A 22,156-nucleotide genomic window follows, 5' to 3' on the forward strand; every position below is an offset into this window, starting at 1 on the left:
TCAAGCCTTCCACGCGGGCTCGGGCAGCCCGAGGTGTGAGCGCAGCGTCGCGCCCTCGTATTCCGTGCGGTACGCGCCGCGCTCCTGGAGCAGCGGCACCACCCGTTCGACGAACTCGTCGAGCCCGCCCGGCGTCAGGTGCGGGACGAGGATGAAGCCGTCGGCCGCGTCCGTCCCGACGAACTCCTCCAGTTGCTCGGCGACGGCGGCGGGCGTGCCGATGAAGGACTGCCGGGACGTCGTCTCGATGACGGTCTGGTGCAGGGACAGGCCCTTGGCGCGGGACAGGGCCCGCCACTTCTCGGCGACGGCGAGGGGGTCGCCGACCCGGACGCGGCCCTGGACGAGGGTGGAGTCCGGGTCCGGGTCGATGTCGGGCAGCGGCCCGTCGGGGTCGTACGCGGACAGGTCGACGCCCCACACCTGTTCCGCGGCGAGCAGGGCGTTCTGCGGCGACACCTGCTTGCGGCGGATCTCGATGGCGCGCTCCTGGGCCTCGGCGGCGGTGTCCCCGAGGACGAAGGTGACGCCGGGCATGATCTTCAGGTCGTCCGGGGCGCGCCCGTACGCCGCGAGCCGCCCCTTCACATCGGCGTAGAAGGCGCGGCCCGCCTCCAGGGTGCCGTGCCGGGTGAAGACGACGTCGGCCGAGGACGCGGCGAACTCCCGGCCCTCGGGCGAGTCCCCGGCCTGGATCACCACGGGGTGGCCCTGCGGCGCGCGCGGCAGGCCGAACTCCCCGGCGATGTCGAAGTGCCGGCCGCGGTGCGCGAACGGCCGCGGCTCGCCGACGGATCCGTCGGGCCCGTCGGGGGTCCAGGAGTCCCACAGCTCCCGCGCGGTGGCGACGAACTCGGCGGCGCGGGTGTAGCGGTCGGCGCGGTCGAGGAAGCCGCCGCGGCGGAAGTTCTCGCCGGTGAAGGCGTCGGAGGAGGTGACGACGTTCCAGGCGGCGCGGCCGCCGCTCAGATGGTCCAGGGAGGCGAGGCGCCGGGCCAGTTCGTAGGGCTCGTTGAAGGTGGCGTTGACGGTGGCGGCGAGGCCGAGGTGCTCGGTGACGGCGGCGAGCGCGGCGAGGACGGTGAGGGACTCGGGCCGCCCGACCACGTCCAGGTCGTGCACGCGCCCCTTGTGCTCGCGCAGCCGCAGCCCCTCCGCCAGGAAGAAGAAGTCGAAGAGCCCGCGTTCGGCGGTGCGTGCCAGATGCGTGAAGGAGGAGAACTCGATCTGGGAGCGGGAGCGCGGGTCCGCCCACACGGTGGTGTTGTTGACGCCGGGGAAGTGGGCGGCGAGGTGGATCTGTTTCGGTGTCGTACGAGGCGTCATGACGGGTCCCCCGCGAGTGCGGCGTAGCGGTTGGCGGGCCGGGCCAGGCCCAGGTGCTCCCGGAGCGTGGCGCCCGGGTAGAACGTGCGGAACACACCCCGGTGCTGGAGCAGCGACACGGTGCCGTTGACCAGGCGCTCCAGGTCGCGGCGCGGCTCGACGGGGGTGAGGTGGAAGCCGTCGACGGCGCCCGCCTCGTGCCAGCCGGCGATGAGGTCGGCGAGGTCGACGGGGCCGCCGCGGTACAGCGGGCCCTCGGCGGTGGGCAGCGCGCCGCCGCCGTGCCCGGGCTGCGCCGCGTGCTCGCCGCCGCCGAGTTCGACGACCAGCGCGGCGAGCACCCGCAACTGCCCCGTTGGGCGGCCGAGTTCGGCGGCTCGGCGGTGCAGCGCGGCGCGGGCGGCACCCGCCTGCTCGGGGCTCGCGGCCCGCACCAGGGCGACGTCCGCGTGCCGGGCGGCGGTCTCGCGGGCGTGGCCGTCGGTCGCGTCGACGACGACCACGGGGTTGCCCTGCGGCGGGCGCGGCACGATCGAGGGGCCGCGCACGGAGAAGGTGCCGCCCTCGAAGTCGACGTAGTGCAGCTTGTCCCGGTCGATGAAGCGTCCGGTCGCCACGTCCCGGATCTCGGCGTCGTCCTCCCAGCTGTCCCACAACCGCCGCGCCACGTCCGCGACTTCACCGGCCTCGCGCCACAGCACCTCCGCGGGCGCGGCCCGGCGCCGTCCGAACAGCCGCGCCTCGGCCTCGGTGGCCGACACGTCGACGGCCCAGCCGGCCCGGCCGTGGCTCACCCAGTCGAGGGTGGCCACGGCGGCCTGCACGTGGAAGGGCTCGGTGTGCGTGGTCGTCACGGTCGGCACCAGGCCGACGCGGCCGGTGACCGGGGCGATCCGGGAGAGCACGGCGAGCGCGTCGGGCCCGTGCCGGGCGAAGGAGTCCCCGAGCGTGACGAAGTCCAGGGCGCCGCGCTCGGCGAGCAGCGCCAGCTCGGCGTACGGGGCGGCGGCGTAGGCGCCTGGCTGGTCGATGGCGGCGGCGAGGTGCAGGGGGCCGCGGCACGCGGCTGATGCGGTCATGAGGAGCGAACCTCTCTCGACGAGTACCGGCCGCGAGGGGGCCGGTGGGCAAACAGGCACGGACAGACGCGACAGGTGCGACAGGTGCGGGGGCAGCAGCGGGGCCGCTCATCGCGCCGGGTCCGTGAGGAAGGTGAGGACGGCGCGCGCGGTGGCGTCGTTCTGCCGGAACGAGGGGCTGTTGGTGCGGGGCCGGGTGAAGGCGCCCGCGCCCCGGGCGTCGGTGTGCGGGCCGAGCGCGAAGCGGCGCGGGTGCGGGGTCCCGGAGCGGTCCCGGACGCGGCCGTCGGCGGGGTCGACGGCGAGCAGGCCGTCGGGAGTCTCGGCGACGCCCTCCGCGTGCAGCGCGCGCAGCAGGGGGTCGCGGGTGCGGGCGAGCGTCGGCTGCGGCAGCCGCGCCTCGACCAGGGCGCGGGCCGCGACACTCGCCCCGGGCACGGTCGCGCCGCGCGCCCGGAACTCTCCCCCGCTCGCCGCCACCGTCATCCCCGCGCCGAGGAACCGCACCACCCCGGCCCGCGACAGCGCGAGCAGTTGCCGCAGCCTCGGCCCGGGCGGCCCGGAGGCGAGATAGCTGAAGTAGCCGTGCCACCACGGCCCGATGTCGCCGAGCCGCACCAACTGCCCGTACACGGACAGCAGTCCGAGGAAGACGGCCAGGTCGGGGCTGTGCGCGGGGTCGTGGCGGCGGGTGAGGTCGGCGGTGATGTAGGCCCTGATGCCGTCCTGGAGTCCGTCGTACGACGGGTGGCGGACGCCGTCCAGGGGGTGGTCGATGGCGCGCAGGTCGAGGCGGTCGGCCGGGTCGGGCACGGCGGCGGAGACGAGGGCGGCCAGCTCGGGGCTGCCGGGCGGGCAGACCGCGTACTTCTCGTCGAAGTCCGGCCAGGCCATCGCGGTGCGCTCGGCGTGGGCGGTGAACAGGCGGTGGTAGTGGGCGAAGCCCAGTTCCTTCTCGATCAGCGGCCACACGTCGCGGGCGAAGTCGTAGCCGTCGGGGCGTGCGAGCAGCTCGTCGATCTGCGCCGGGCCCAAGTAGCGCGGCAGCGGCGGCCGTTCGCCGTCGTCCCAGGTGTAGCCGAGCTTGGCGTGGTAGGGCACGCCGCGCCGCGATCCGACGTACAGGACGGGCTCGCGTCCCGACGGCACGTAGGTGTCGCCCTCGTACCGCCCGCCGCGCCCCTCGGTCAGGAGCACCATCAGGTCGACGAAGGCCAGGCCGAAGCCCCGGACCAGGACGGGCTCGCCCGCTTCGAGGGCGCTCAGGTCGGTGTCGGCGGTGAAGTCGGGCGGCAGGTGGACGAGTCCGTGGCGGCGGGCGTAGCGGGACAGGCGCTGCTGTTCGTGGTCGAGTTCGGCGTCGAGGTGGCCCTGGGCGAGGATCACCAGGTCGGCGGGCAGGGGGTGGTCGGTGCCTTCGAGCCACACCTCCTGGCGGTCGTCCGGTGGGCCGGTCAGGCGCAGGGCGCGGCGGGCGTGGTGGTGGACGGTGATGCCGGGCGGCAGGGCGGCCACCGCCTTCTCGTACACCCAGCGCAGATAGGCACCCTGGGTGCGGCGGTCGGCGAAGACCTGTCCGTCGGCGCCCGCCCACTCGTGCAGGGCGGGTCCGGGGAGCACGGGCCCGGCCGTCTCCACCGTGTCGTCGGTGAACATCGTGACGTCCTGCGCGTGCGAGTTCATCCACAGCAGCGGCGACTGCTCCGCGCGCCAGATCCGTCCCGGGCCGGGCGGGTAGGGGTCGACGAGGTGGATGTCGAGGCGCGCGCTCCCGTACAGCTCGGGCGCGTTGGCGGCGATGCGCTCGACGATGCCGGTGGCGCGGGGGCCCGCGCCGACGATGACCAGGGCGGGGTTCATCGGGCCCGCTCCGAGCCGCGCGCGTAGTGCCGCTCCACGTAGTACTGGCCGACGCTGAGCAGCGAGGTCACGACGACGTACCAGAGCGTGGCGACGAGCAGGAGCGGGATGACCTGGTAGGTGCGGTGGTAGACGAGCTGCACGGAGTAGAGCAGGTCCTGGACGGCGATGACGCTGACGATCGAGGTGCCCTTGAGGGTGCCGATCAGCATGTTCCCGGCCGGGGGCACGATGGAGCGCATGGCCTGCGGAAGCACCACCCGCCGGAACCGCCGCCACCGCCCGAGCCCGAGCGACTGCGCGGCCTCCACCTGGCCCCGGTCCACGGAGAGGATGCCGCCGCGCACGACCTCGGCGGCGTACGCGGCCTCGTGCAGCGTGAGCCCGATGACGGCGATGGTGACGGGCCCGAGGAGATCCACGGTCTTGACGCCGAACAGCGTCGGATAGAGCGCGCCGATGTTGAACCAGAACAGCAGCTGCACCAGGATCGGCATCGACCGGAAGAACCAGACGTAGCCCCAACTGACCGATCTCAGCACGGGGTTGTCGGAGAGACGACCGAGGGCCAGCAGGGTGCCGAGCGCGAAGCCTAGCGCCATCACCACCCCGGTCAGCCACAGCGTGAGCCAGAGTCCGCGCAGCACGGACGCGGAGGTGAAGTAGTCGCCGACGACGTCCCACTGGAAGGCGTCGTTGCGGGCGACGGACTGGGCGACGAGCGCGAGGGCGACGAGGACGACGGCGGCGGCGATCCACTGGCCGATGCGGGGCCGCGCCACCACGGGCAGGTCGGCGGGGTCGTCCGTGGGCGGGTCCGGCGGGCGGACGTCGACTTGGGCGAGGGTGTCGGATGACATGTGAAGGCTTTCGTCAGGACGAGCAGGACGACAGGACGAGTGCCGCCTTCACATGGGCCGCGCCGGGGCGCGGCCGGACACGGACCGAGCCCCTCAGCAAGGGTCCGCCTCTTGAGACTACGGGGCGCTTCGCGCCTGCTGTCAAGGCTGTCCAGGAGCGGCGCGGAACCCTGTCCAGAATATGAGCCGTACGTCTCAGGTCAGTTGACGCGGAAACGGATGCCTGTTCCACTTGTGCTCATGCATCCACAGCAGTGGCTGGTCAGGCGCTCCCACATCGACTTCGGTCGCGTGTGGTCCGCGTCTTGTTGATGCACTCTTGATGCACTTCTGAGCCGACCTGTCCCGCCCGCGTGCCCGGGCCCATCGCCCCGCGCGTTCCACGATGCGGACAGCTGTCTCGGCTTTCCCCGAACTCCCGCGCGCTTTCGCGCCGTTGCTTCGCCTTCACACGCGTACGTCCACGCGACCCCTCCCCTCGCACGACCCGTACCGCACCACACCGCACCGCACCACACCGCCTCACACAGCACCGCACCACATCGCACCGGAGCCGGAGACCACCACGTCATGCGCACACCCCTGCCCTCCCGCCGCCTCACCACGGCCTTCGCCCTGCTCACCGCCGCCACCCTGACGCTCACGGCGTGCGGCTCAGGCGACTCCTCGAACGCCGCGGGCGGCGCCGCCCCCGCGGGCAGGAGCGGCAAGCTCCCGACGACGGACGTGGTGTCGTCCATCGCCAAGAACGACAAGGCGGCCCGGCTGCTCCCGGCGGACGTGCGCGCCCGCGGCTCCCTCAGGATCGCCACCAGCGTCGGCGGCACCCCGCCCGGCTCGGCCTATCTGCCGGACGGCAAGACCGTCGTGGGCCAGGACATCGACTTCGCGAACGCCGTCGCCAAGGTCCTCGGCCTGCGCCTGAAACGCGAGACCGCGAGCTTCGAGGCGATCCTGCCGTCCCTGGACAGCGGCAAGTACGACCTGGGGACGGGCAACTTCGGCGTCACCGACGAACGTCGCAGGACCATCGACTTCGTCACGTACATCAACGACGGCCAGGGCTTCGCCGTGCGCGCCGACAGCAAGCTGAAGAAGATCACGGACTTCGCGCAGCTGTGCGGCCTGAACGTGGCGACCGGCGCGGGCACCACCTTCGAGGTGACCCTGGAGGACAACAAGCACGTCTGCGCCGACGCGGGCAAGAAGCCGTACAGCGTGAAGACCTACACCGAGCCGGGCGCGATCTGGCCCTCGCTCCAGCAGGGCCGCAGCGATGTGGTGATGTCCACGATCAACGGCCTGCGGTACGCGGTCGAGCAGCAGGAGGGCCTGAAGTTCCTGGGCGAGTTCCACCGCCTGGACGTGGGCTTCGCCTTCAAGAAGGGCACGAAGCTGGCGCCCGCGTTCCAGGCCGCGGTCAACCGGCTCATCGAGGACGGGACGTACGACCGCATCCTGAAGAAGTGGGGCACGCGGGCCTCGGCGATCGACGAGTCCCGGATCTCGCCGCCGGAGATCAAGGACTGACGCCACGTCACCGGCGGCGGCCCGGGGCGGCGGTCCTCACCGTGCCCCGGGTCCCGCGCCTCGCCTCAGCAGTCGCAGCAGCAGCACTCGCAGCAGTCGCACCCACAGTCGCAGTCCCGGCAGGCACCCTTGCGCTTCTTCCGGGACCAGGGGCCCTCGTACTCGTGCGCGCAGCACATCTGGCACGTGCAGAACAGGCCGATCGCGACCACGCACCCGGCGATCAGCCCGCGCCGCGGCTTCGACGGCTCACCGCCGGACCAGCCGCCGTCACCGCCGCCGTGCCCGCCACCGCCGTAGTCCCCGCCGCCGTACGAGCCGTCCTTGTAGTTCCCCGAGCCGTACGAGGACCCGTCCCCGTACGACCCCGATCCCCACGACCCCGAGCCGGACCCCGAGCCGGACCCGGAGCCCCACGACCCGTCGTGGGCCGTCACCTCGCGCCCGGAGAACCCGGTGGGCCCGGCGGACCCGGAGAACCCGGTGGGCCCGGAGAGCCCCGCACTCGGCGCGTGCCCGCACGAGGACGTGCCGAACGCCCGGTCGACGGAGCGCGCGAGTTCGTGCACGAGCAGGGCGTGCGCGAGCTTGCCCTCGGTGAACTCGACCTCGGCGAGGGCGAGGCGGATCCCGTGCAGCGCGTCGTCGGCGAGCCGCCGGGCCTCGGCGCGGGAGGTGCCGAGGGCCGTGATCGGGTTCCAGGCGCCCGCCTCGGCGTCCGCGACCCGGTCCTCCACGGCGTCGAGGAGGTGCGCGAGCCTGCCGAAGAGGCGTCCGGCCTCGGCCAGCGGCTCCGCGTTGCCCGGGCGTCCGGCGAGCACGGCGGTGTGCGCGAAGGCGGCGGCGGTCGCGGTCTCGGTCGGCTCGGTGACCGTGAGCAGGGAGGTGCCGGGGCCCGCCAAGGCCTCGATGCCCTCCTGCCGTTCGACGGCGTCCAGCAGGACCGCCGTGTCGAAGCCCACGTCGGCGCCGGTGCTCGCGCCCGCCCGGTCCCACTTGCCGGCGACGCGCCGGGCCGCGGCGGCCACCGGCCTGCGCGCCAACAGGCCGTCGCCGTCGACGACGTGGTCGCGGACCTTCGCGGAGGCGAGCACGAGCGAGACGGCCGCGGCGAGCCGCGCGCCCTCGCCCTGGGCCACGGAGGCGGTGCGCATGCCGCGCAGCGGACAGGGGCCCGCGGTGCGCCGCCAGCCGGAGGCCCGGTCGGCCTGAGCCTCCGTCAGAACCGAGATGATGAGCCCGTCGTAGTTGGTCACGACGCGTGCGAACTGCCCGTGGTCACCGCGCAGCGCGAGACACAGCCCGCACAGATGCGCCATCCACTGGGTCCTGAGCCCCTCCCCGAGACGGTGGCTGCAGGGCCTGACGATTCCGAACAAGGCGACTCCCCCGTGAGCCCGATGAGTCCGACGAATCCGCTGGGTGTGCGAACTCCGGCATCGTATCGAGCCGTCCGCTCACCCGTCCGTTCACCCGTACGCACCGTCCGTCACCCATACGCCGCGAAGAATCATATTTCACTCACTGTCAGCAGCCGTACACGGCAAGACCCTTGAAGAATCCCGCGCGTCGCCGTATTGACTGTGTGCCAGTACCGTCACGAAAACCCCGCGCGGCGACTATCCCCTTGGCGCACCATCCGCATCATGGACGACCATAGGGATGCGGAACGCAAGCAGACCGCTGCGAGAGGAGGCGTCCATGGGATCGGTGCGCAAGGCGAGTGCCTGGCTTGGCCTCGTCGACGACAACAACGACGAGCGTTACTACGACGGATACGAAGACGACGGGGCCGACGGCCCCGAGGCGGCCGAGGCCTGGGTCACGGACCCGCGGGTCAAGGTCGCGTCGGACGTGGCCGAGGACAAGGGCCACAGGATCGGCACGGTCACGCCGGACAGCTTCCGCGACGCCCGCGCCATCGGTGAGATGTTCCGGGACGGCGTGCCGGTCATCGTGAACCTCACGTCGATGGAGCCCGGCGACGCCAAGCGCGTCGTCGACTTCGCCGCCGGGCTCATCTTCGGCCTGCGCGGCTCCATCGACCGGGTCGCGCACCGGGTGTTCCTGCTGACCCCCGCCAACACGGAGATCGTCAGCGGTGAGGCCACGCCGCACCGCACGGACGGCTTCTTCAACCAGAGCTGAGGCAAGGCCGCTCGCCGTGCCCGTGCCCGCCGCCGCGCGCCCCGCGCGCTCAGCGGAAGGCGTCGAGCCCGGTGAGCGCCTTGCCGAGGACCAGCTGGTGCATCTCGACGGTGCCCTCGTAGGTGAGCACCGACTCGAGGTTCGTGGCGTGCCGCATCACGGGGTACTCGAGCGAGATGCCATTGGCGCCGAGGATCGTGCGCGACGTGCGGCAGATCTCGATCGCCTCTCGTACGTTGTTGAGCTTGCCGAAGCTGACCTGCTCGGGCCGCAGCCGCCCGGCGTCCATGCGGCGCCCGAGGTGGTGCGCGAGCAGGATGCCCTTGTGCAGCTCGACCGCCATGTCGGCGAGCTTGGCCTGGGTCAGCTGGAAGCCGCCGATCGGCTTGCCGAACTGCTCCCGGGTCCTTGAGTACTCCACGGCCGCGTCGAAGCAGGCGCGGGCCGCGCCCATCGCGCCCCAGACGATGCCGTAGCGCGCGTGCGACAGACAGCTCAGCGGGCCCTTCAGGCCGGTGACGCCGGGCAGCACCGCGTCGGCCGGCAGCCGCACCTCGTCCAGGACCAGCTCGCTGGTGACGCTGGCGCGCAGCGACCACTTGTGCCTGATCTCCGGCGCGGAGAAGCCCGGGGTGTCCGTGGGGACGGCGAAGCCCCGGATCCCGTCGTCCGTCTGCGCCCAGACGACAGCCACCCCGGCCACCGACCCATTGGTGATCCACATCTTGCGGCCCGTCAGGACCCAGTCCGTGCCGTCCCGCTTCGCGTACGTCCGCATGGCCGCCGGGTCCGAGCCGTGGTCGGGCTCGGTGAGGCCGAAGCAGCCGATGGTCTCGCCCGCCGCCATGCCCGGCAGCCAGCGCTGCTTCTGCTCCTCCGAGCCGAAGCGGTGGATCGCGTACATCGCCAGCGAGCCCTGCACCGACACCAGCGACCTGATCCCGGAGTCCGCCGCCTCCAGCTCCAGGCAGGCCAGCCCGTACTGCACGGCGCTCGCGCCCGCACATCCGTACCCGGTCAGCGACATCCCGAGCGCCCCGATCGCCCCCAGCTCCCGGGCCAGCTCCCGCACCCCCGGCAGCTCGCCGCTCTCGTACCACTCCGCGATGTGCGGCAGCACGCGGTCGGCCGCCCACGACCTGACGGTGTCCCGCACCGCCAGATCCTCCGCGTCCAGGAGGTCGTCGAGGCCGAGGGGGTCGGCGGGGTCGAACGGGGGCAGATTGCTGCTGCGCGACATGGCGGGGGCCTCCGACGGGCTTAACTAGCGCTGGTAGTCACTGCGACTCGGGGTCGACGCTACGACGCGGCATCCCCCACGTCCAGAGCGAGCCCGGGGCGGCGGGAGCCTTGCCGGGGGCTCCCCAACCCCACCCCTTCCCGAACCCGGGGGCTGCCGCCCCCGGACCCCCGCTGATCGGCGCTCCGCGCCTCGTCCTCAAACGCCGGACGGGCTGGAACTTGGCCGGGGCGGGCTGGAAGCTGACTGCACCGGCGAGATATATAGCCCCTCCGGCGTTTGAGGAGCGGGGGTCTGGGGGCAGCGCCCCCAATTACGGGAAGGGGCGGGACCGGGGCGCACCCGCGAGGGCCCCCTCAGCGCAAAGACTCCACCGGAACCCCCGCCCCCTCGCGAGGAACAGGTATCCCCGGCTCGCCCTCCCCGGCAGGGGCGCCGCACTCCATGACCCGAGGCAGCCGCAGGGCCGCGAGGGCGCCGAGAAGGAGCAACCCGGCACTGACCAGCAGGGTCACATGCAGGCCGTGTACGAAGGAGTCCCGGGCGGCCGCCCGCAGGGCCTCGCCCTGCGCGCCACCGAGCCGATCGGCGACGTCATAGGCCTCACCGAGCGAATGCCCGGCGGCGGCACTGTCGGCGGCGGGCACCCCCCGCACGGAGGAGAGCCCGGGCGCGTACGCGGCGTTCATGACGCTGCCGAGCAGCGCGATGCCGATACCGGCGCCGAGCTGGTAGGAGGTCTCACCGATGGCGGCGGCCCCGCCGGCCTGGGTCTGCGGCGCCTCGCTGAGCATGGATTCGTAGGCCCCGAAGAGCGTGGTCTCCAGGCCGAAGCCGAGCAGGACGAAGCCGGTGAGGAGCAGCGGGGCGTTGTCGTCGCCGCCCATGGCGGTGAGGGCGGCGACGGCGAGGGCGGTGAGCCCGAAGCCGGAGGCAACCATGGCGCGCGGCCCGAAACGCTGGAGCATGCGGGATCCGGCGAGCCCGGCGGCCATGGCGGCGATGGTGAGGGGAAGCAGCCGGAGCCCGGTTTCGAGGGGGGAGAGACCGAGGACGAGCTGGAGGTACTGCGCGGCGATGAGTTCGAGCCCGACGAGGGCGAGCATCGCGAGGACGATGCACCCCACGGACGTACTGAACGCGGGCCGCGTGAACATGGCGAGGTCGACGAGCGGATACCGCCGACGCCGCTGTCGGCGTACGAAGGCGATGAGGAGCCCACCGCCCACGAGGAGCGCGAGCAGCGTGGTGGCGCCGAGCGGCGACTCCCCGCCACCGAGCCGCTTGACGCCGAGCACGAGGCCGAAGAGACCACCGGCGGCCATGAGGGCGCCGACGACGTCCCAGGGCCCGTTGCGGGCGCCGGTCGACTCGGGCAGGAGCCAGCGTCCGACGGGCAGGCTGACGAGCATCAGCGGGATGTTGATGAGGAAGACCGAGCCCCACCAGAAGTGTTCGAGGAGGAAGCCGCCGAGCAGCGGTCCGCAGGCGGCGCCCACGGCGGCGACGGCGCTCCAGATGCCGATCGCGAGGGCGCGCTCGCGCCGGTCGGGGAAGACCTGGCGCAGGATCGAGAGCGTCGCGGGCATGATCATCGCGCCGCCGACGCCGAGCAGCGCGCGAGCCGCGATGAGGACGTGCGGGGTGTCGGCGAGCGCGGCGACGGCGGAGGCCACGCCGAACAGGCCGTAGCCGAAAAGCAGCACGCGTCTGCGGCCGACGCGGTCGCCGAGGGTGCCGAAGAGGATCAGGAGGGAGGCGCAGACCAGCGGATAGATGTCGACGATCCACAGGAGCTCGATCGCGCCGGGCTTGAGGTCCTCGGTGACGGCGGGCACGGCGACGTGCAGGACGGTGGCGTCGACGGCGACCAGCAGCAGGCTGACGCAGAGGACGACGAGCACGACCCAGCGGTTGGCGCCCGCGCCGGGGGGCCGACGGCCGGATGGAGCGGCGGCCGTGGTCGTCCCGGACATGTGCGTACCTCCCAGTGATTCCTCGCGAGTGCGGCCAGTGGGGGGCCGGCGGGACCCTACGGGATCCGGTCGTCCGGCTGTGGCGGCTGTGAACGGCGAGTGGCCGTCAGCGTACGCGAGTCCCCGGCCGGCTCGCGTGGCGGACCTCTCATGGTTGCCGCGCTGGGGTGTGGTGTGTGCCACGTTCGCCCGTGCCGGTGATGTTCGGGTGCCCTCGTGCCGTCCCGAGCATGCGGGCGGGGAGCCGATAATCGAGCCCGTGACCGATCTTGATCAGCGCCCCGCCACGGGGCACCGGACCGCCGCCGCGCTGCGCCGGGCGGCGCCCGCGCTCTTTGTGTACGCCGGGGTGCGCGCGCTGGGGCTCGCGGTGCTCGCCGTGTGGGGCGCCGCGGCGGGCAAGAGTCCGCACACCTTGCTCTCCGCCCGCTGGGACTCGCTCTGGTACACCCGCGTCGCCGACTTCGGCTACGGCTGGGAGGTGAGACTGCCGGACGGCAGTGTGCACTCGAACCTGGCGTTCTTCCCGCTGCTGCCCTGGCTGGAGCGGGCCGGGTCGGTGTTCGGCCTGTCGTACGCGGACGCGGGTCTGGTGGCGAGCGCGCTCGCCTCGCTGTGCGCGGCGGGCGGGATCTTCGCGGTCGCGGAGCATGTGTACGGCCGCCGGGCCGGGGTGTGCGCCGTCGCGCTGTGGGCGGTGCTCCCGGTCGGCATCGTGCAGTCGATGGCGTACAGCGAGTCGCTGTTCACCGCGCTCGCGGCCTGGGCGCTGTACGCGGTCCTGACCGGGCGCTGGGTGACTGCGGGGCTGCTCGCCTCGCTGGCCGGGCTTACCCGGCCGGTGGGCGCGGCGGTGGTCGCCGCGGTGTGGGCGACGGCGGCTCTCGCGGCGTACCGCGGGAAGCGGGCCGGTGAGCGGCCGCTGGTGTTCGGGCGGGACTGGCGGATGCTGCTCGGCGTGCTCCTGGCGCCGCTCGGCGCGGCGGGCTACGTCCTGTGGGTGGGGCACCGCACGGGCGACGGCCTGTTCGGCTACCTCGACGTGCAGAAGCAGTGGGGCAACGGCTTCGACGGCGGCTACGCCTTCGCGCGCTTCATCGGCGAGAAGTTCACGTCCCCGGCGGGGGCGCTCGCGGGGATCGGCCTGATCGTCGGCGTCGCCGGTCTCGTCTGGCTGTACGTCAAGGGGGTGCGGCAGCACCAGCCGCCCGCGCTGCTCGTCTACTGCGGGATCGTCGTCGTGCTCGCGCTGTGCGCTTCCGGCTACTTCGGCTCCAAACCGCGCCTGCTGATGCCCGCCTTCCCGCTGCTGCTGCCGCTCGCGGTGGCGCTGGCGCGGCTGCGCATCAGCAGGGCGGCCCTGGTCGTGGGCGGGGTGGCCGTGGTCAGCGCGGTGTACGGGGCGTTCTGGCTGCACGGCTCGGGGCCGCCGTGAGCCCGCCCCGGGGCCGTCCGGGCCCTCCGCTTCCCGCCAAGATCACCCACCCAAGATCGTTACCGGGCACGGGCGGTGAGCATCCGGTGAGCGGACGGAGAATTCCGTACGAGGTCCCGGTGAACGAATTCATAAGCAGCCTAAAACCGCGAGCGTAATGATCAACGGATTGGGTAAAGCAGGCATCATTGAATAGGGATTCCGGCCGGAATAAACCGGAGCCTGAGATCAATGCCACATCACATCGTCATCACAAACGCTCTGATTCGACCTAGTAGGGCACTCACTCGCTGTAACGTCGATTGGGTGCGTACCGAACGAAACCTGACCCGTCTGGACCGGCTGTTCGCCCGGCTAGACCGTGAGCCGGAACGACCGGCCCACCTCGATGAGCCGCGGATGAGCCCGCACCGGGTCGTGCTCTTCAGCGCGACGCTGGCCTTCTACGTGGCCATCGTCGTCGCCGTCGTGGCCACCTCCTGGCTCGTGCGGTTCGACTGGCAGGTCATGTTCTTCCGGCCCTACCAGCAGTGGCCCGAGATCCACGGCTTCCTCGACTACTGGGTGGTCCTCGGCCAGCGCGGCCCGACCGCCGTGATGGTCGCGGCCTGGCTGGGCTGGCGCTCCTGGCGGCAGCACACGCTGCGCCCGCTGCTGATGTTCGGCGCGGCCCTGCTCCTGCTGAACGCCACGGTGGGCGCCGCCAAGATCGGCATGGGCCGCCTCGGCCCGCACTACGCCACCGTCATCGGCTCGAACGAGATGTGGCAGGGCGGCGATATATTTCCTTCGGGCCACACCGCCAACGCCGTCGTGACCTGGGGAATCCTCGCCTATCTCGCCTCCACCCCGCGCACCCGCCGCTATCTGTCGGCGCTCTCCGCCGTGGTCTCCCTCAGCGTCGGCCTCACCACCGTCTACCTGGGTACGCACTGGCTCAGCGACGTCCTGCTCGGCTGGGCCGCCGGCCTCCTGATCCTGCTGGCGCTGCCCTGGGTCGAGCCGCTCATCACCCGCGTCGAGGCCTGGATCCTCAGCATCAGGGACGCCTGGGCGCGCCGCGGCGGCCGCCCCGCCACGCCCCCGGTGCCCACCCCGGCCCTGGTCCCGCAGCGCACCTCCGGCGGTCCCGGTGGCCCCGGCGCCCCCGGCGACGAGCAGCCCGTCCGCGAGCCCGTCGCGACCGCACGCCCCCGCACCCCCGCCTACCTCGCCCCGGGCCCGCACACCGCCCGCTGCGAGCGCACGCCGGTCACCCCGCAGGGCCCCCGCCGCCCGCCGCACCCCGAGCGGGTGCGCGGCACGTCGGCGCGGCCCCTCACGGGCGGCTGAGCGCCCCACCGACCGCGGGAACGGTACGCACAGCTGGCTCCCGCACGGCGAAGGCCCCGGACACCACTCAGGTGTCCGGGGCCTTCGTACGTCCTGGCCGGGGGCGTCCGGGGCGGAGGCGTCCTGGCCGGGGAGCGTCCGGGGCGGGGGCTCAGCCCTTCCAGCAGCGCGTCACCGCGCCGTCCGCGACCTCGAAGTTCAGCCGCCCCGCGAGGTACTCCATGGTGATGAAGGTGCCCGGCGGCAGCGACCTGACGGTGGACCAGCCGCGGGCGCGGGCCCGGCGCTCGGCGTCCTCGGCGGCGAGGCCGACGTAGGAGTCCGGGCTGTCCTGGGGCTCGGAGGCGGGTGTCGGTATGGGTGCCATGCCCGTCACGTTAGGCGGCCGGTGCGCCGCGGGGAAGTCCGTCGGCCGTGCACCATGCGTCACCGATGCCCCTCTGGTCACGCTTCTGTCACAGGATCACGACGCGCGTTTCGCCCGGACTTCGTCACACGTACGAGCGGTTCGTTGCTCTCAAGGCTCGAATTCGACGTGAACTCCGGGTCGTCCAGGAGCCCCTGGAGAGATCGCGGGAAAACCCATCGGAAGGCTGTCGGAAGATCCTTCCGGATGTCCGGCATTGCCCTCGGAAATCCTTTACCGATCCTCCGCATTTCCGATTACCGGGCGCTTCCGGTGAGGTGACGCGGCATGAGGAATTCATGGTTCCAGGGCTACCGACGGGTGGCCGCCGGAGTGCGTCCGCCGCCGGAACGCGGTAGGCCCGTTGCCGGAACGCGGTAGGCCCGCCGCCGGAACGAGACACCCCCGGACGGAACGCGGGACGCCCCCTGTCGGATCCCGGTGCGCGGCGACATCATGTCGTGTGCTTCGAGCAAGCCCGGGACGCGACAGCGAAGGGGCAAGCGATGGGGACGCAGACGGTGGGCGCGCGGCAGGGGCCGGCGCGGGAGCGGACGCCGGGGCGGATCGTCGTCGACTGGCTGACCACCACCGACCACAAGAAGATCGGGCACCTCTACCTGATCACGTCGTTCGCGTTCTTCCTGATCGCGGGCCTGATGGCCCTGATGATGCGGGCCGAACTCGCCCGCCCGGGCCTGCAGCTGATGTCCAACGAAGAGTTCAACCAGATGTTCACCATGCACGGCACGATCATGCTGCTGCTCTTCGCGACGCCGACGTTCGCGGGCTTCGCCAACGAGATCATGCCGCTGCAGATCGGCTCGCCGGACGTGGCCTTCCCGCGCCTGAACATGCTCTCGTACTGGCTGTTCCTCTTCGGCGGCCTGATGGTGCTCGGCTCGCTGCTCGTGCCGGGCGGGCCCGCGGCCTTCGGCTGGTTCGCGTACGCGCCCCTGAACAGCCTGGAGCGGTCTCCGGGCATCGGCGCCGACCTGTGGATCATGGGGCTCGCGCTGTCCGGCTTCGGCACGATCCTCGGCTCGGTGAACTTCCTGACCACCATCATCGGGATGCGCGCGCCCGGGATGACGATGTTCCGCATGCCCATCTTCACCTGGAATGTGCTCTTCACATCGATCCTGGTGCTCCTCGCGTTCCCGGTGCTCGCGGCCGCCCTGCTCGTCCTGGAGGCCGACCGGCGCTTCCACTCGGTCGTCTTCGACGCCCAGTTCGGGGGTGCGTTGCTGTGGCAGCACCTCTTCTGGTTCTTCGGGCATCCGGAGGTCTACATCATCGCGCTGCCGTTCTTCGGCATCATCACGGAGATCATCCCGGTGTTCAGCAGGAAGCCGGTGTTCGGCTACATCCCGCTGATCGGCGCGACGATGGCCATCACCGGGCTCTCGGTGGTCGTGTGGGCGCACCACATGTTCGCGACGGGCGCGGTGCTGCTTCCGTTCTTCTCGTTCATGTCGTTCCTGATCGCGGTGCCGACCGGGGTGAAGTTCTTCAACTGGACGGGGACGATGCTCAAGGGGTCCCTGTCGTTCGAGACACCGATGCTGTGGGCCGTCGGGTTCCTGGTGTCGTTCCTGTTCGGCGGCCTGACGGGCGTCATCCTCGCCTCGCCGCCACTGGACTTCCACGTCACCGACTCGTACTTCGTCGTGGCGCACTTCCACTACGTGGTCTTCGGCACCGTCGTGTTCGCGACCTTCGCGGGCTTCTACTTCTGGTGGCCGAAACTCACCGGCAAGATGCTCGACGAGCGGCTCGGGAAGATCCACTTCTGGACACTCTTCGTGGGCTTCCACACGACGTTCCTCGTGCAGCACTGGCTGGGCGCGGAGGGCATGCCCCGGCGGTACGCGGACTATCTGGCGGCGGACGGCTTCACGGTGCTCAACACGGTGTCGTCCATCGGCGCCTTCCTGCTCGGCCTGTCCACGCTGCCGTTCCTCTACAACCTCTGGAAGACCGCCAAGTACGGCGAGAAGGTCGAGGTCGACGACCCCTGGGGGTTCGGCCGCTCCCTGGAGTGGGCGACCTCCTGCCCACCGCCCCGGCACAACTTCGTCACGCTCCCCCGGATCCGCTCGGAGTCCCCGGCGTTCGATCTGCACCATCCCGAGTACGCGGCGCTGCGGGCTCCGGACGACCAGACCGATCACCCCGGTCCAGGGCCCGGCTCAGGCGGTCCCTGACCGACCGCATCCCCTCGCTGAGCCCCTCGGGTTCGAGCACCTCGAACTCGAAGCCCAGGAACATCAGATGGAAGACCATGAACTCCGGGCTGCCCGCGCCCGTGCGCAGCAGGCAGGTGCCGTCCGTCTCGGCCTCCAGGGTGCCGTCCGACGGCGTCACCCGCTGGGCCGCCTCCTCCAGGGGCACGAAGAGGCGGACGGTGGCCTGCGCCGCGTAGGCGCGCGTGGAGACGCCCCGGGAGACGTACGCGGCGAGGTCGGCGGCGGGCGGGGTGCGGGGCTCGCAGCGCGGGCCGTGCGGGGGCCTCGGCGTCACGCGGTCCACGCGGAACGTACGCCAGTCGGCGCGGTCCAGGTCCCAGGCGACGAGGTACCAGCGGCGCTCGGTGCACACCAGGCGGTGCGGCTCCACGACACGGCGGCTGGAACTGCCGCCGTGGTCGCGGTAGTCGAACCGCAGCCGCTCCGAGTCCCGGCAGACGGCCGCCAGTTCGGTCAGGACCGAGGGGTCGACGGCCTGGGAGCGCGCGGTGTGCAGCATCGGGACGGTGAAGGCGTTGAGCGCGCCGACGCGGCGGCGCAGCCTGCCCGGCAGGACCTGTTCGAGCTTGCCGAGGGCGCGTACGGAGCTCTCCCCGATGCCCTCGATGCCCTGTCCCGCGGCCGTGCGCAGGCCCACCGCCACGGCGACCGCCTCGTCGTCGTCCAGGAGCAGCGGCGGCAGCTCGGCGCCCGCCCCCAGCTGGTAGCCGCCGCCCGTGCCGGGGCTGGCGTTGACGGGGTAGCCCAGCTCCCGGAGCCGGTCCACGTCCCGCCGGACCGTGCGGGCGGTGACGCCGAGGCGGTCGGCCAGGTCGGCGCCGGACCACTCGCGGTGGGCCTGCAGCAACGAGAGCAGGCGCAGCAGGCGGGCGGAGGTCTCCAACATGGTCGTGATTCTCCCCCGGCCCGGGGGCGGGCCCGACCATGGGGGCTGCGCCCCCTCTCCCCCCGCTTCGGCCCTTCGGCCTCGTCCTCAAACGCCGGACGGGCTGAAATCCGCCTCGCCCTCAAACGCCGGACGGGCCGAGGTCCGCCTCGCGCTCACACGCCGGACGGGCCGAGATCCGCCGCCGACACCCGTACCGCCAAGTCGTTGTCGTTCGTGTAGTACGGGCCCACCTCGACCTGGCCGCCCACGCAGTCCACTCGTGTCACCGGGTACGTGAAGATCGGCTTCTTGTCGGCCACGTCGTCCAGGAGGCGGGCGAGCCGGATGCGTGGGCCGTCGTCGCCCGCCGGGTGGAGCCAGAGGTCCCAGACGCCCTCGGCGGCAGCCAGTTCGGCGTACGGCAGGGCGAAGCCGAAGTCCGTGGCCGCGGGGGCCGCCTGGGCCGCGGGCGTCACCTCGGCGTGCAGGACCTGGGAGACGTCGCCGCGCAGGACGGCCTCGATGCGCGCGGCGCCGGTCAGCGCGGTGCCGTAGACGCGGCCGTGCCCGGTCAGGCCCGTGCCGTCGATGCACAGCTCGCCGACCTCGGCGTGCGGGGCGCGCAGCCAGGCGCGCACCGACAGGTTGCCCTGCTTGGTGGCGTACGGGATGCGGACCGCGACATGGCCGCGGCTGCCGCTGGGCGCGCGGTCGACCAGCGAGCGCAGGTCGTTCACGCCCGGCATCAGGCGGCGCGGCTCGCCGCCCTCGACCTGCGCGTACGCGTTCCAGCGGCCCTCGGCCAGCTCGACGCTGCTGGGCAGCGCGGCGCGCAGGCTGCCGTCGGCGGCGGGGGTGAGCGGCAGGCGGACCTCGACGGGCGGGTCCGTGTCGCGAAGGCGCAGCAGCAGATGGGCGGCGCCCGCCTCACCGGGGTCGGTGACGTCGAAGGTCAGCCCGCCCGCGGAGTCCGCGATGCAGTCGGCGCGCGGCGCGAGCGGCTGTGCCTCGCCCGTCGTGGCCTCCCGTGAGCCGTCCAGCGTGCCCCGTGTGAACACGGCCGTCATGCCAAGCGCCCCTTCGTCGGTACCGTCCGGCGGGCGTCCCGCACGGCGTACGCGCCGCCGAGCAGGGCCCCTCTCGCGCGGTGCATCGAGCCGCGCATCCGGCCGCCCAGCGAGCCGCCCCGCGTGAGCATGCCCTGGAACATGTCCTCGTAGCGCTCGGCGATGCGGGCCGGGTCGAAGCGCTCGGAGTCCTCGAGCGCGGCGCCCGCCATGCGCTGCCGCAGCGCGTCGTCGTTGATGAGTTCGAGCAGTCCGCCCGCGATGGCGTCGGCGTTGCCGACCTCGACGAGGCGGCCGTCGACGCCGTTGTCGATGATCTCGCCGGGACCGTGCGGGCAGTCGGTGGCGACCACCGGGAGCCCACAGCGCATCGCCTCCACGATGGTCATGCCGAACGACTCCAGGCTGGAGGTGACGGCGGCGATGGAGCCCTTGGCCCACTCCGGCTCGATGGGGTGCGCCGGGCCCATGAGGAAGACGTGGTTGTACAGGCCGAGGTCGTCGATCAGCTTGCGCAGCTTGTCCTTCTGCTTGCCGCCGCCGTAGATCCGCAGGCGCCAGTCGGGGCGCTCGCGGCGCACCTTGTCGAAGGCGCGGATCAGCAGGTCGTACCGCTTGACGGGGGCGAGCCTGCCGGCCGCGACGACCCACTTGTGGGAGCCGTCGGCGGGCTCGATGCCGGGCGCGGGCACCGGGTTCGGCACCGCCTGCACCTGCACGCCGGGCAGCCGCATCCGCTGGCGGTAGGCGTGCGCGTCGGCCTCGGTCGTCGTGGTCAGGACGTCCAGGCGCGGGTACACGCTGCGCAGCTGGAGGCGCAGTTCCTTGGGGTGGCTGTCGAGGGTGAGGTGCTCCTGGCCGACGCGCAGCACGCCGCGCCGGGTCTGGCGGGCGATGTGCACGTTCAGGCCGGGGCGGGTGCCGATGACGACGTCGGACCTGAGGGCGGACAGGTGGGCCGCGATGCGCTCGTCGGTGAGGGCGCTGTACTGGGCGTAGCGGCCCTCGGCGCTCGGGAAGACCTTGGCCGGGGTCCGGTAGGCCTCGCTGTCGCCCTCGTACCCCGGGCTGCCCTTCCGGATGTCGACGAGGTGGCTCAGCCTGATCCGCGCGTCGGGGGTGAAGACCGGCTCGTCGCGATGGCGCAGCACCGACACGATGTCGACGTCATGGTGCTCGGCGAGTGTGTTCGCCAAGTTGTACGTGGTCCGGATCGTCCCTCCGATCCCGTACGCGTTGTGAATCAGGAAAGAGATATGCATACGTCCCCGTATTCCGCGCTTCCCTGCGGACAGTCCGTCTCGTCCGCCTACCGAGGGGTTAGACGGGAATCGAGGGCCAAGGGTTGGGTCCAATATCCGTCTTGTTCTGGAACGGATGCGCGATCGCAAGCCGGAGGCGGGAACTCCATGACTGGTACAACGATCATGGCTGGTAGGAGAGCTGCGGTACGTCGAAGCAGGTGCGGTTCATATCGCCCTGTGTGACCCAGCCCTCATCGTCCGCGTCGCCCCCGCCGCCTGCGTCGTCCGCGCCGTCGCGCCAGCGTGCCACCGACACACAGGTCTCGCGCGTCTTCGGCGGCCGCTCGCGCCGCTCGTACGTCACGGGCAGCAGCAGGCCGTCGGCGTCGTAGGGCTCGCCCCGGCTCATGAAGCGGTCGACGCACGCGCGCGTGACGTCGCTCCCCGCCTCTGAGCAGGACTTCGCCGCGTCCGTGAACCACATCGCGGCCGCCCAGCCCTCCAGCTGCCACTGGGAGTGCGTCTTCGCGCCCTTCGTGGCGTCGCGGAACTCGCGCACCGCCGGATGGCCCGTGTCCGCGTAGTTGCGGCTCGCGCCGGTGGCCCACAGGGCGTTGCGGCAGCGCGGCGCGTCCTTGTAGTCCTCGGCCACCGTGGATGACCAGTTCTGGACGTTGGTGACCTTCGCGGTGATGTCGGCGCCGACGTCGTCCATCGCTTTGCAGAGCTGCGCGTTGCCGTGGGTGTCCATCGCGTCGAAGACGAGGTCGACGCCCCGGTCCTTGAGGTCGGCGGCGACGGCGCGGAAGTTGGGCAGCGCGAAGTCGACCTGTTCGGTGACGACGTCGTAGCCCTCGGTCTCCAGGCCGCGCTTCACCAGGCGGGCGTACGCGGCCGACGCGGCCTGGTTGTAGGAGACGACGGCGGCGGTGCGGGCGCCGTGCTCGCGCTTGAAGTAGCGGTAGACCTCCGTGCCGCCGTACAGCTCGCCGTCCCAGCCCGGCTCGCCGGTGCGCGGGGCGAGGCTGCCGTAGATGCCGTACAGGTGCGGGTAGGTGTCGTAGGCGGAGCCGATGGGCTGGCCGCCGATGTCGGGCACGCCCGCCTTCGACACGCGCGGGGCGCCCGCGTAGTCGAGGGAGGTGGTGGCGACGAGGGCGACGACCTTCTTCTCGTCGAGCAGCTTGTGCACGCACTCGTTGTTGCCGACGCCGCTGCCGCCGTCGTCGCAGGTGTGCACCTCGACCTCGCGGCCGCCGACGCCGCCGCGGTCGTTGAGGCGCTCGAAGTACGCCTTCGCGCCGTCGCGCGGGCCGGTGAAGGCGGAGCCGCCGACCGGGCTGGTGGCGCTGGTGATGATGCCGACCCGCACCGGCGGCCCCTGCCGGCTGCCGCGCGGCGCGGGCGGGCGCTCCTCGAAGTCGCTCTCGGGGAGGCGGCTGCCGCAGCCCGCGGCGGCCAGGAGCGCGGCGGCCGCGAGCACGGCGAGGACGCAGGAGCGCCGACGGCGCCGGGCGCGGAGGCCCGGCGCCCCGG

At 72.4% G+C, this 22,156-nt stretch carries 15 protein-coding genes and 2 pseudogenes; 5 read left to right on the plus strand and 12 right to left on the minus strand.

Going from position 1 to position 22,156, the window contains the following annotated elements; genetic code table 11:
• The 4 genes from ACZ6AA_RS23680 to ACZ6AA_RS23695 form a co-directional block, all read right to left on the minus strand.
• On the minus strand, positions 1-1,326 hold the full coding sequence (locus tag ACZ6AA_RS23680; protein ID WP_471459790.1) for an NtaA/DmoA family FMN-dependent monooxygenase: 1,326 nt from the start codon (positions 1,324-1,326) through the stop codon (positions 1-3).
• Entirely contained in the window at positions 1,323-2,405 is a 1,083-nt protein-coding gene (locus ACZ6AA_RS23685; RefSeq protein ID WP_468452761.1) for an LLM class flavin-dependent oxidoreductase, read from the minus strand. Before ACZ6AA_RS23685 ends, ACZ6AA_RS23680 begins: the two co-directional genes overlap by 4 nt.
• A gap of 108 nt (positions 2,406-2,513) precedes the next feature.
• Entirely contained in the window at positions 2,514-4,265 is a 1,752-nt protein-coding gene (locus ACZ6AA_RS23690; protein ID WP_471459791.1) for an FAD/NAD(P)-binding protein, read from the minus strand.
• Entirely contained in the window at positions 4,262-5,125 is an 864-nt protein-coding gene (locus ACZ6AA_RS23695) for an amino acid ABC transporter permease (RefSeq protein ID WP_471459793.1), read from the minus strand. The genes ACZ6AA_RS23690 and ACZ6AA_RS23695 overlap by 4 nt, the downstream gene beginning before the upstream one ends.
• 570 nt (positions 5,126-5,695) lie before the next feature.
• Between ACZ6AA_RS23695 and ACZ6AA_RS23700 the strand changes: the two genes are divergently transcribed.
• A complete protein-coding gene (locus ACZ6AA_RS23700; RefSeq protein ID WP_468452756.1) occupies positions 5,696-6,655 on the plus strand; it encodes an ABC transporter substrate-binding protein in 960 nt (319 codons plus the stop codon).
• A gap of 65 nt (positions 6,656-6,720) precedes the next feature.
• On the opposite strand, the gene ACZ6AA_RS23705 is transcribed toward ACZ6AA_RS23700, so the two are convergent.
• On the minus strand, positions 6,721-8,034 hold the full coding sequence (locus ACZ6AA_RS23705) for a DUF5685 family protein (protein ID WP_468452754.1): 1,314 nt from the start codon (positions 8,032-8,034) through the stop codon (positions 6,721-6,723).
• Positions 8,035-8,356: 322 nt separating this feature from the next.
• Here ACZ6AA_RS23705 and ACZ6AA_RS23710 point away from each other — a divergent pair, with 322 nt between their 5' ends.
• Complete coding sequence (locus ACZ6AA_RS23710) at positions 8,357-8,803, plus strand: cell division protein SepF (RefSeq protein ID WP_468452752.1); 447 nt, start codon at positions 8,357-8,359, stop codon at positions 8,801-8,803.
• Positions 8,804-8,852: 49 nt separating this feature from the next.
• On the opposite strand, the gene ACZ6AA_RS23715 is transcribed toward ACZ6AA_RS23710, so the two are convergent.
• The gene (locus tag ACZ6AA_RS23715; RefSeq protein ID WP_468452750.1) at positions 8,853-10,043 is read right to left on the minus strand and encodes an acyl-CoA dehydrogenase family protein; all 1,191 of its coding nucleotides are present in this window, start codon (positions 10,041-10,043) and stop codon (positions 8,853-8,855) included.
• Positions 10,044-10,399: 356 nt separating this feature from the next.
• The gene (locus ACZ6AA_RS23720) at positions 10,400-12,019 is read right to left on the minus strand and encodes an MFS transporter (RefSeq protein WP_468452748.1); all 1,620 of its coding nucleotides are present in this window, start codon (positions 12,017-12,019) and stop codon (positions 10,400-10,402) included.
• A gap of 259 nt (positions 12,020-12,278) precedes the next feature.
• On the opposite strand from ACZ6AA_RS23720, the gene ACZ6AA_RS23725 reads away from it, so the two are divergent.
• Together ACZ6AA_RS23725 and ACZ6AA_RS23730 are read left to right on the plus strand one after the other, a co-directional pair.
• Positions 12,279-13,454 carry a glycosyltransferase family 39 protein gene (locus ACZ6AA_RS23725; protein WP_471459797.1) on the plus strand — a complete coding sequence of 392 codons (1,176 nt, stop codon included), beginning with the start codon at positions 12,279-12,281 and terminating at the stop codon, positions 13,452-13,454.
• 306 nt (positions 13,455-13,760) lie between these two features.
• Positions 13,761-14,786, plus strand: coding sequence for a phosphatase PAP2 family protein (locus ACZ6AA_RS23730; RefSeq protein ID WP_468452744.1), 1,026 nt, complete (start codon positions 13,761-13,763; stop codon positions 14,784-14,786).
• 151 nt (positions 14,787-14,937) lie between these two features.
• On the opposite strand, the gene ACZ6AA_RS23735 is transcribed toward ACZ6AA_RS23730, so the two are convergent.
• Positions 14,938-15,153 (minus strand): I78 family peptidase inhibitor, encoded by a 216-nt coding sequence (locus tag ACZ6AA_RS23735; RefSeq protein ID WP_468452742.1) that lies wholly within the window; start codon positions 15,151-15,153, stop codon positions 14,938-14,940.
• Between the two features lie 545 nt (positions 15,154-15,698).
• Between ACZ6AA_RS23735 and ctaD the strand changes: the two are divergent.
• A pseudogene (ctaD, locus tag ACZ6AA_RS23740) lies at positions 15,699-17,381 on the plus strand (aa3-type cytochrome oxidase subunit I); the annotation flags it as partial.
• Here the strand turns inward: ctaD and ACZ6AA_RS23745 are convergent.
• From ACZ6AA_RS23745 to ACZ6AA_RS23760, 4 genes and pseudogenes are all read right to left on the minus strand, one after another.
• On the minus strand, positions 17,272-18,327 hold the full coding sequence (locus ACZ6AA_RS23745; RefSeq protein WP_468452740.1) for a helix-turn-helix transcriptional regulator: 1,056 nt from the start codon (positions 18,325-18,327) through the stop codon (positions 17,272-17,274). The pseudogene ctaD and the gene ACZ6AA_RS23745 sit on opposite strands and share 110 nt — an antisense overlap.
• A 155-nt stretch (positions 18,328-18,482) precedes the next feature.
• Positions 18,483-19,376, minus strand: coding sequence for a hypothetical protein (locus ACZ6AA_RS23750; RefSeq protein WP_468452738.1), 894 nt, complete (start codon positions 19,374-19,376; stop codon positions 18,483-18,485).
• Between the two features lie 209 nt (positions 19,377-19,585).
• Positions 19,586-20,638, minus strand: a pseudogene (locus ACZ6AA_RS23755) (glycosyltransferase family 4 protein); the annotation flags it as partial.
• Positions 20,639-20,801: 163 nt separating this feature from the next.
• On the minus strand, positions 20,802-22,103 hold the full coding sequence (locus ACZ6AA_RS23760) for an ABC transporter substrate-binding protein (RefSeq protein WP_471459825.1): 1,302 nt from the start codon (positions 22,101-22,103) through the stop codon (positions 20,802-20,804).
• Between the last annotated feature and the right edge of the window lie 53 nt (positions 22,104-22,156).

Source organism: Streptomyces sp. NPDC040610 (assembly GCF_055594065.1).

What these genes read in the sequence shown, in the direction of transcription:
- ACZ6AA_RS23750 (WP_468452738.1), bottom strand. Translation starts at nt 19,376, where the DNA reads ATGACGGCCGTGTTCACACGGGGCACGCTGGACGGCTCACGGGAGGCC.
- ACZ6AA_RS23685 (WP_468452761.1), bottom strand. Translation starts at nt 2,405, where the DNA reads ATGACCGCATCAGCCGCGTGCCGCGGCCCCCTGCACCTCGCCGCCGCC.
- ACZ6AA_RS23745 (WP_468452740.1), bottom strand. Translation starts at nt 18,327, where the DNA reads ATGTTGGAGACCTCCGCCCGCCTGCTGCGCCTGCTCTCGTTGCTGCAG.
- ACZ6AA_RS23710 (WP_468452752.1), top strand. Translation starts at nt 8,357, where the DNA reads ATGGGATCGGTGCGCAAGGCGAGTGCCTGGCTTGGCCTCGTCGACGAC.
- ACZ6AA_RS23690 (WP_471459791.1), bottom strand. Translation starts at nt 4,265, where the DNA reads ATGAACCCCGCCCTGGTCATCGTCGGCGCGGGCCCCCGCGCCACCGGC.
- ACZ6AA_RS23715 (WP_468452750.1), bottom strand. Translation starts at nt 10,043, where the DNA reads ATGTCGCGCAGCAGCAATCTGCCCCCGTTCGACCCCGCCGACCCCCTC.
- ACZ6AA_RS23735 (WP_468452742.1), bottom strand. Translation starts at nt 15,153, where the DNA reads ATGGCACCCATACCGACACCCGCCTCCGAGCCCCAGGACAGCCCGGAC.
- ACZ6AA_RS23720 (WP_468452748.1), bottom strand. Translation starts at nt 12,019, where the DNA reads ATGTCCGGGACGACCACGGCCGCCGCTCCATCCGGCCGTCGGCCCCCC.
- ACZ6AA_RS23680 (WP_471459790.1), bottom strand. Translation starts at nt 1,326, where the DNA reads ATGACGCCTCGTACGACACCGAAACAGATCCACCTCGCCGCCCACTTC.
- ACZ6AA_RS23695 (WP_471459793.1), bottom strand. Translation starts at nt 5,125, where the DNA reads ATGTCATCCGACACCCTCGCCCAAGTCGACGTCCGCCCGCCGGACCCG.
- ACZ6AA_RS23700 (WP_468452756.1), top strand. Translation starts at nt 5,696, where the DNA reads ATGCGCACACCCCTGCCCTCCCGCCGCCTCACCACGGCCTTCGCCCTG.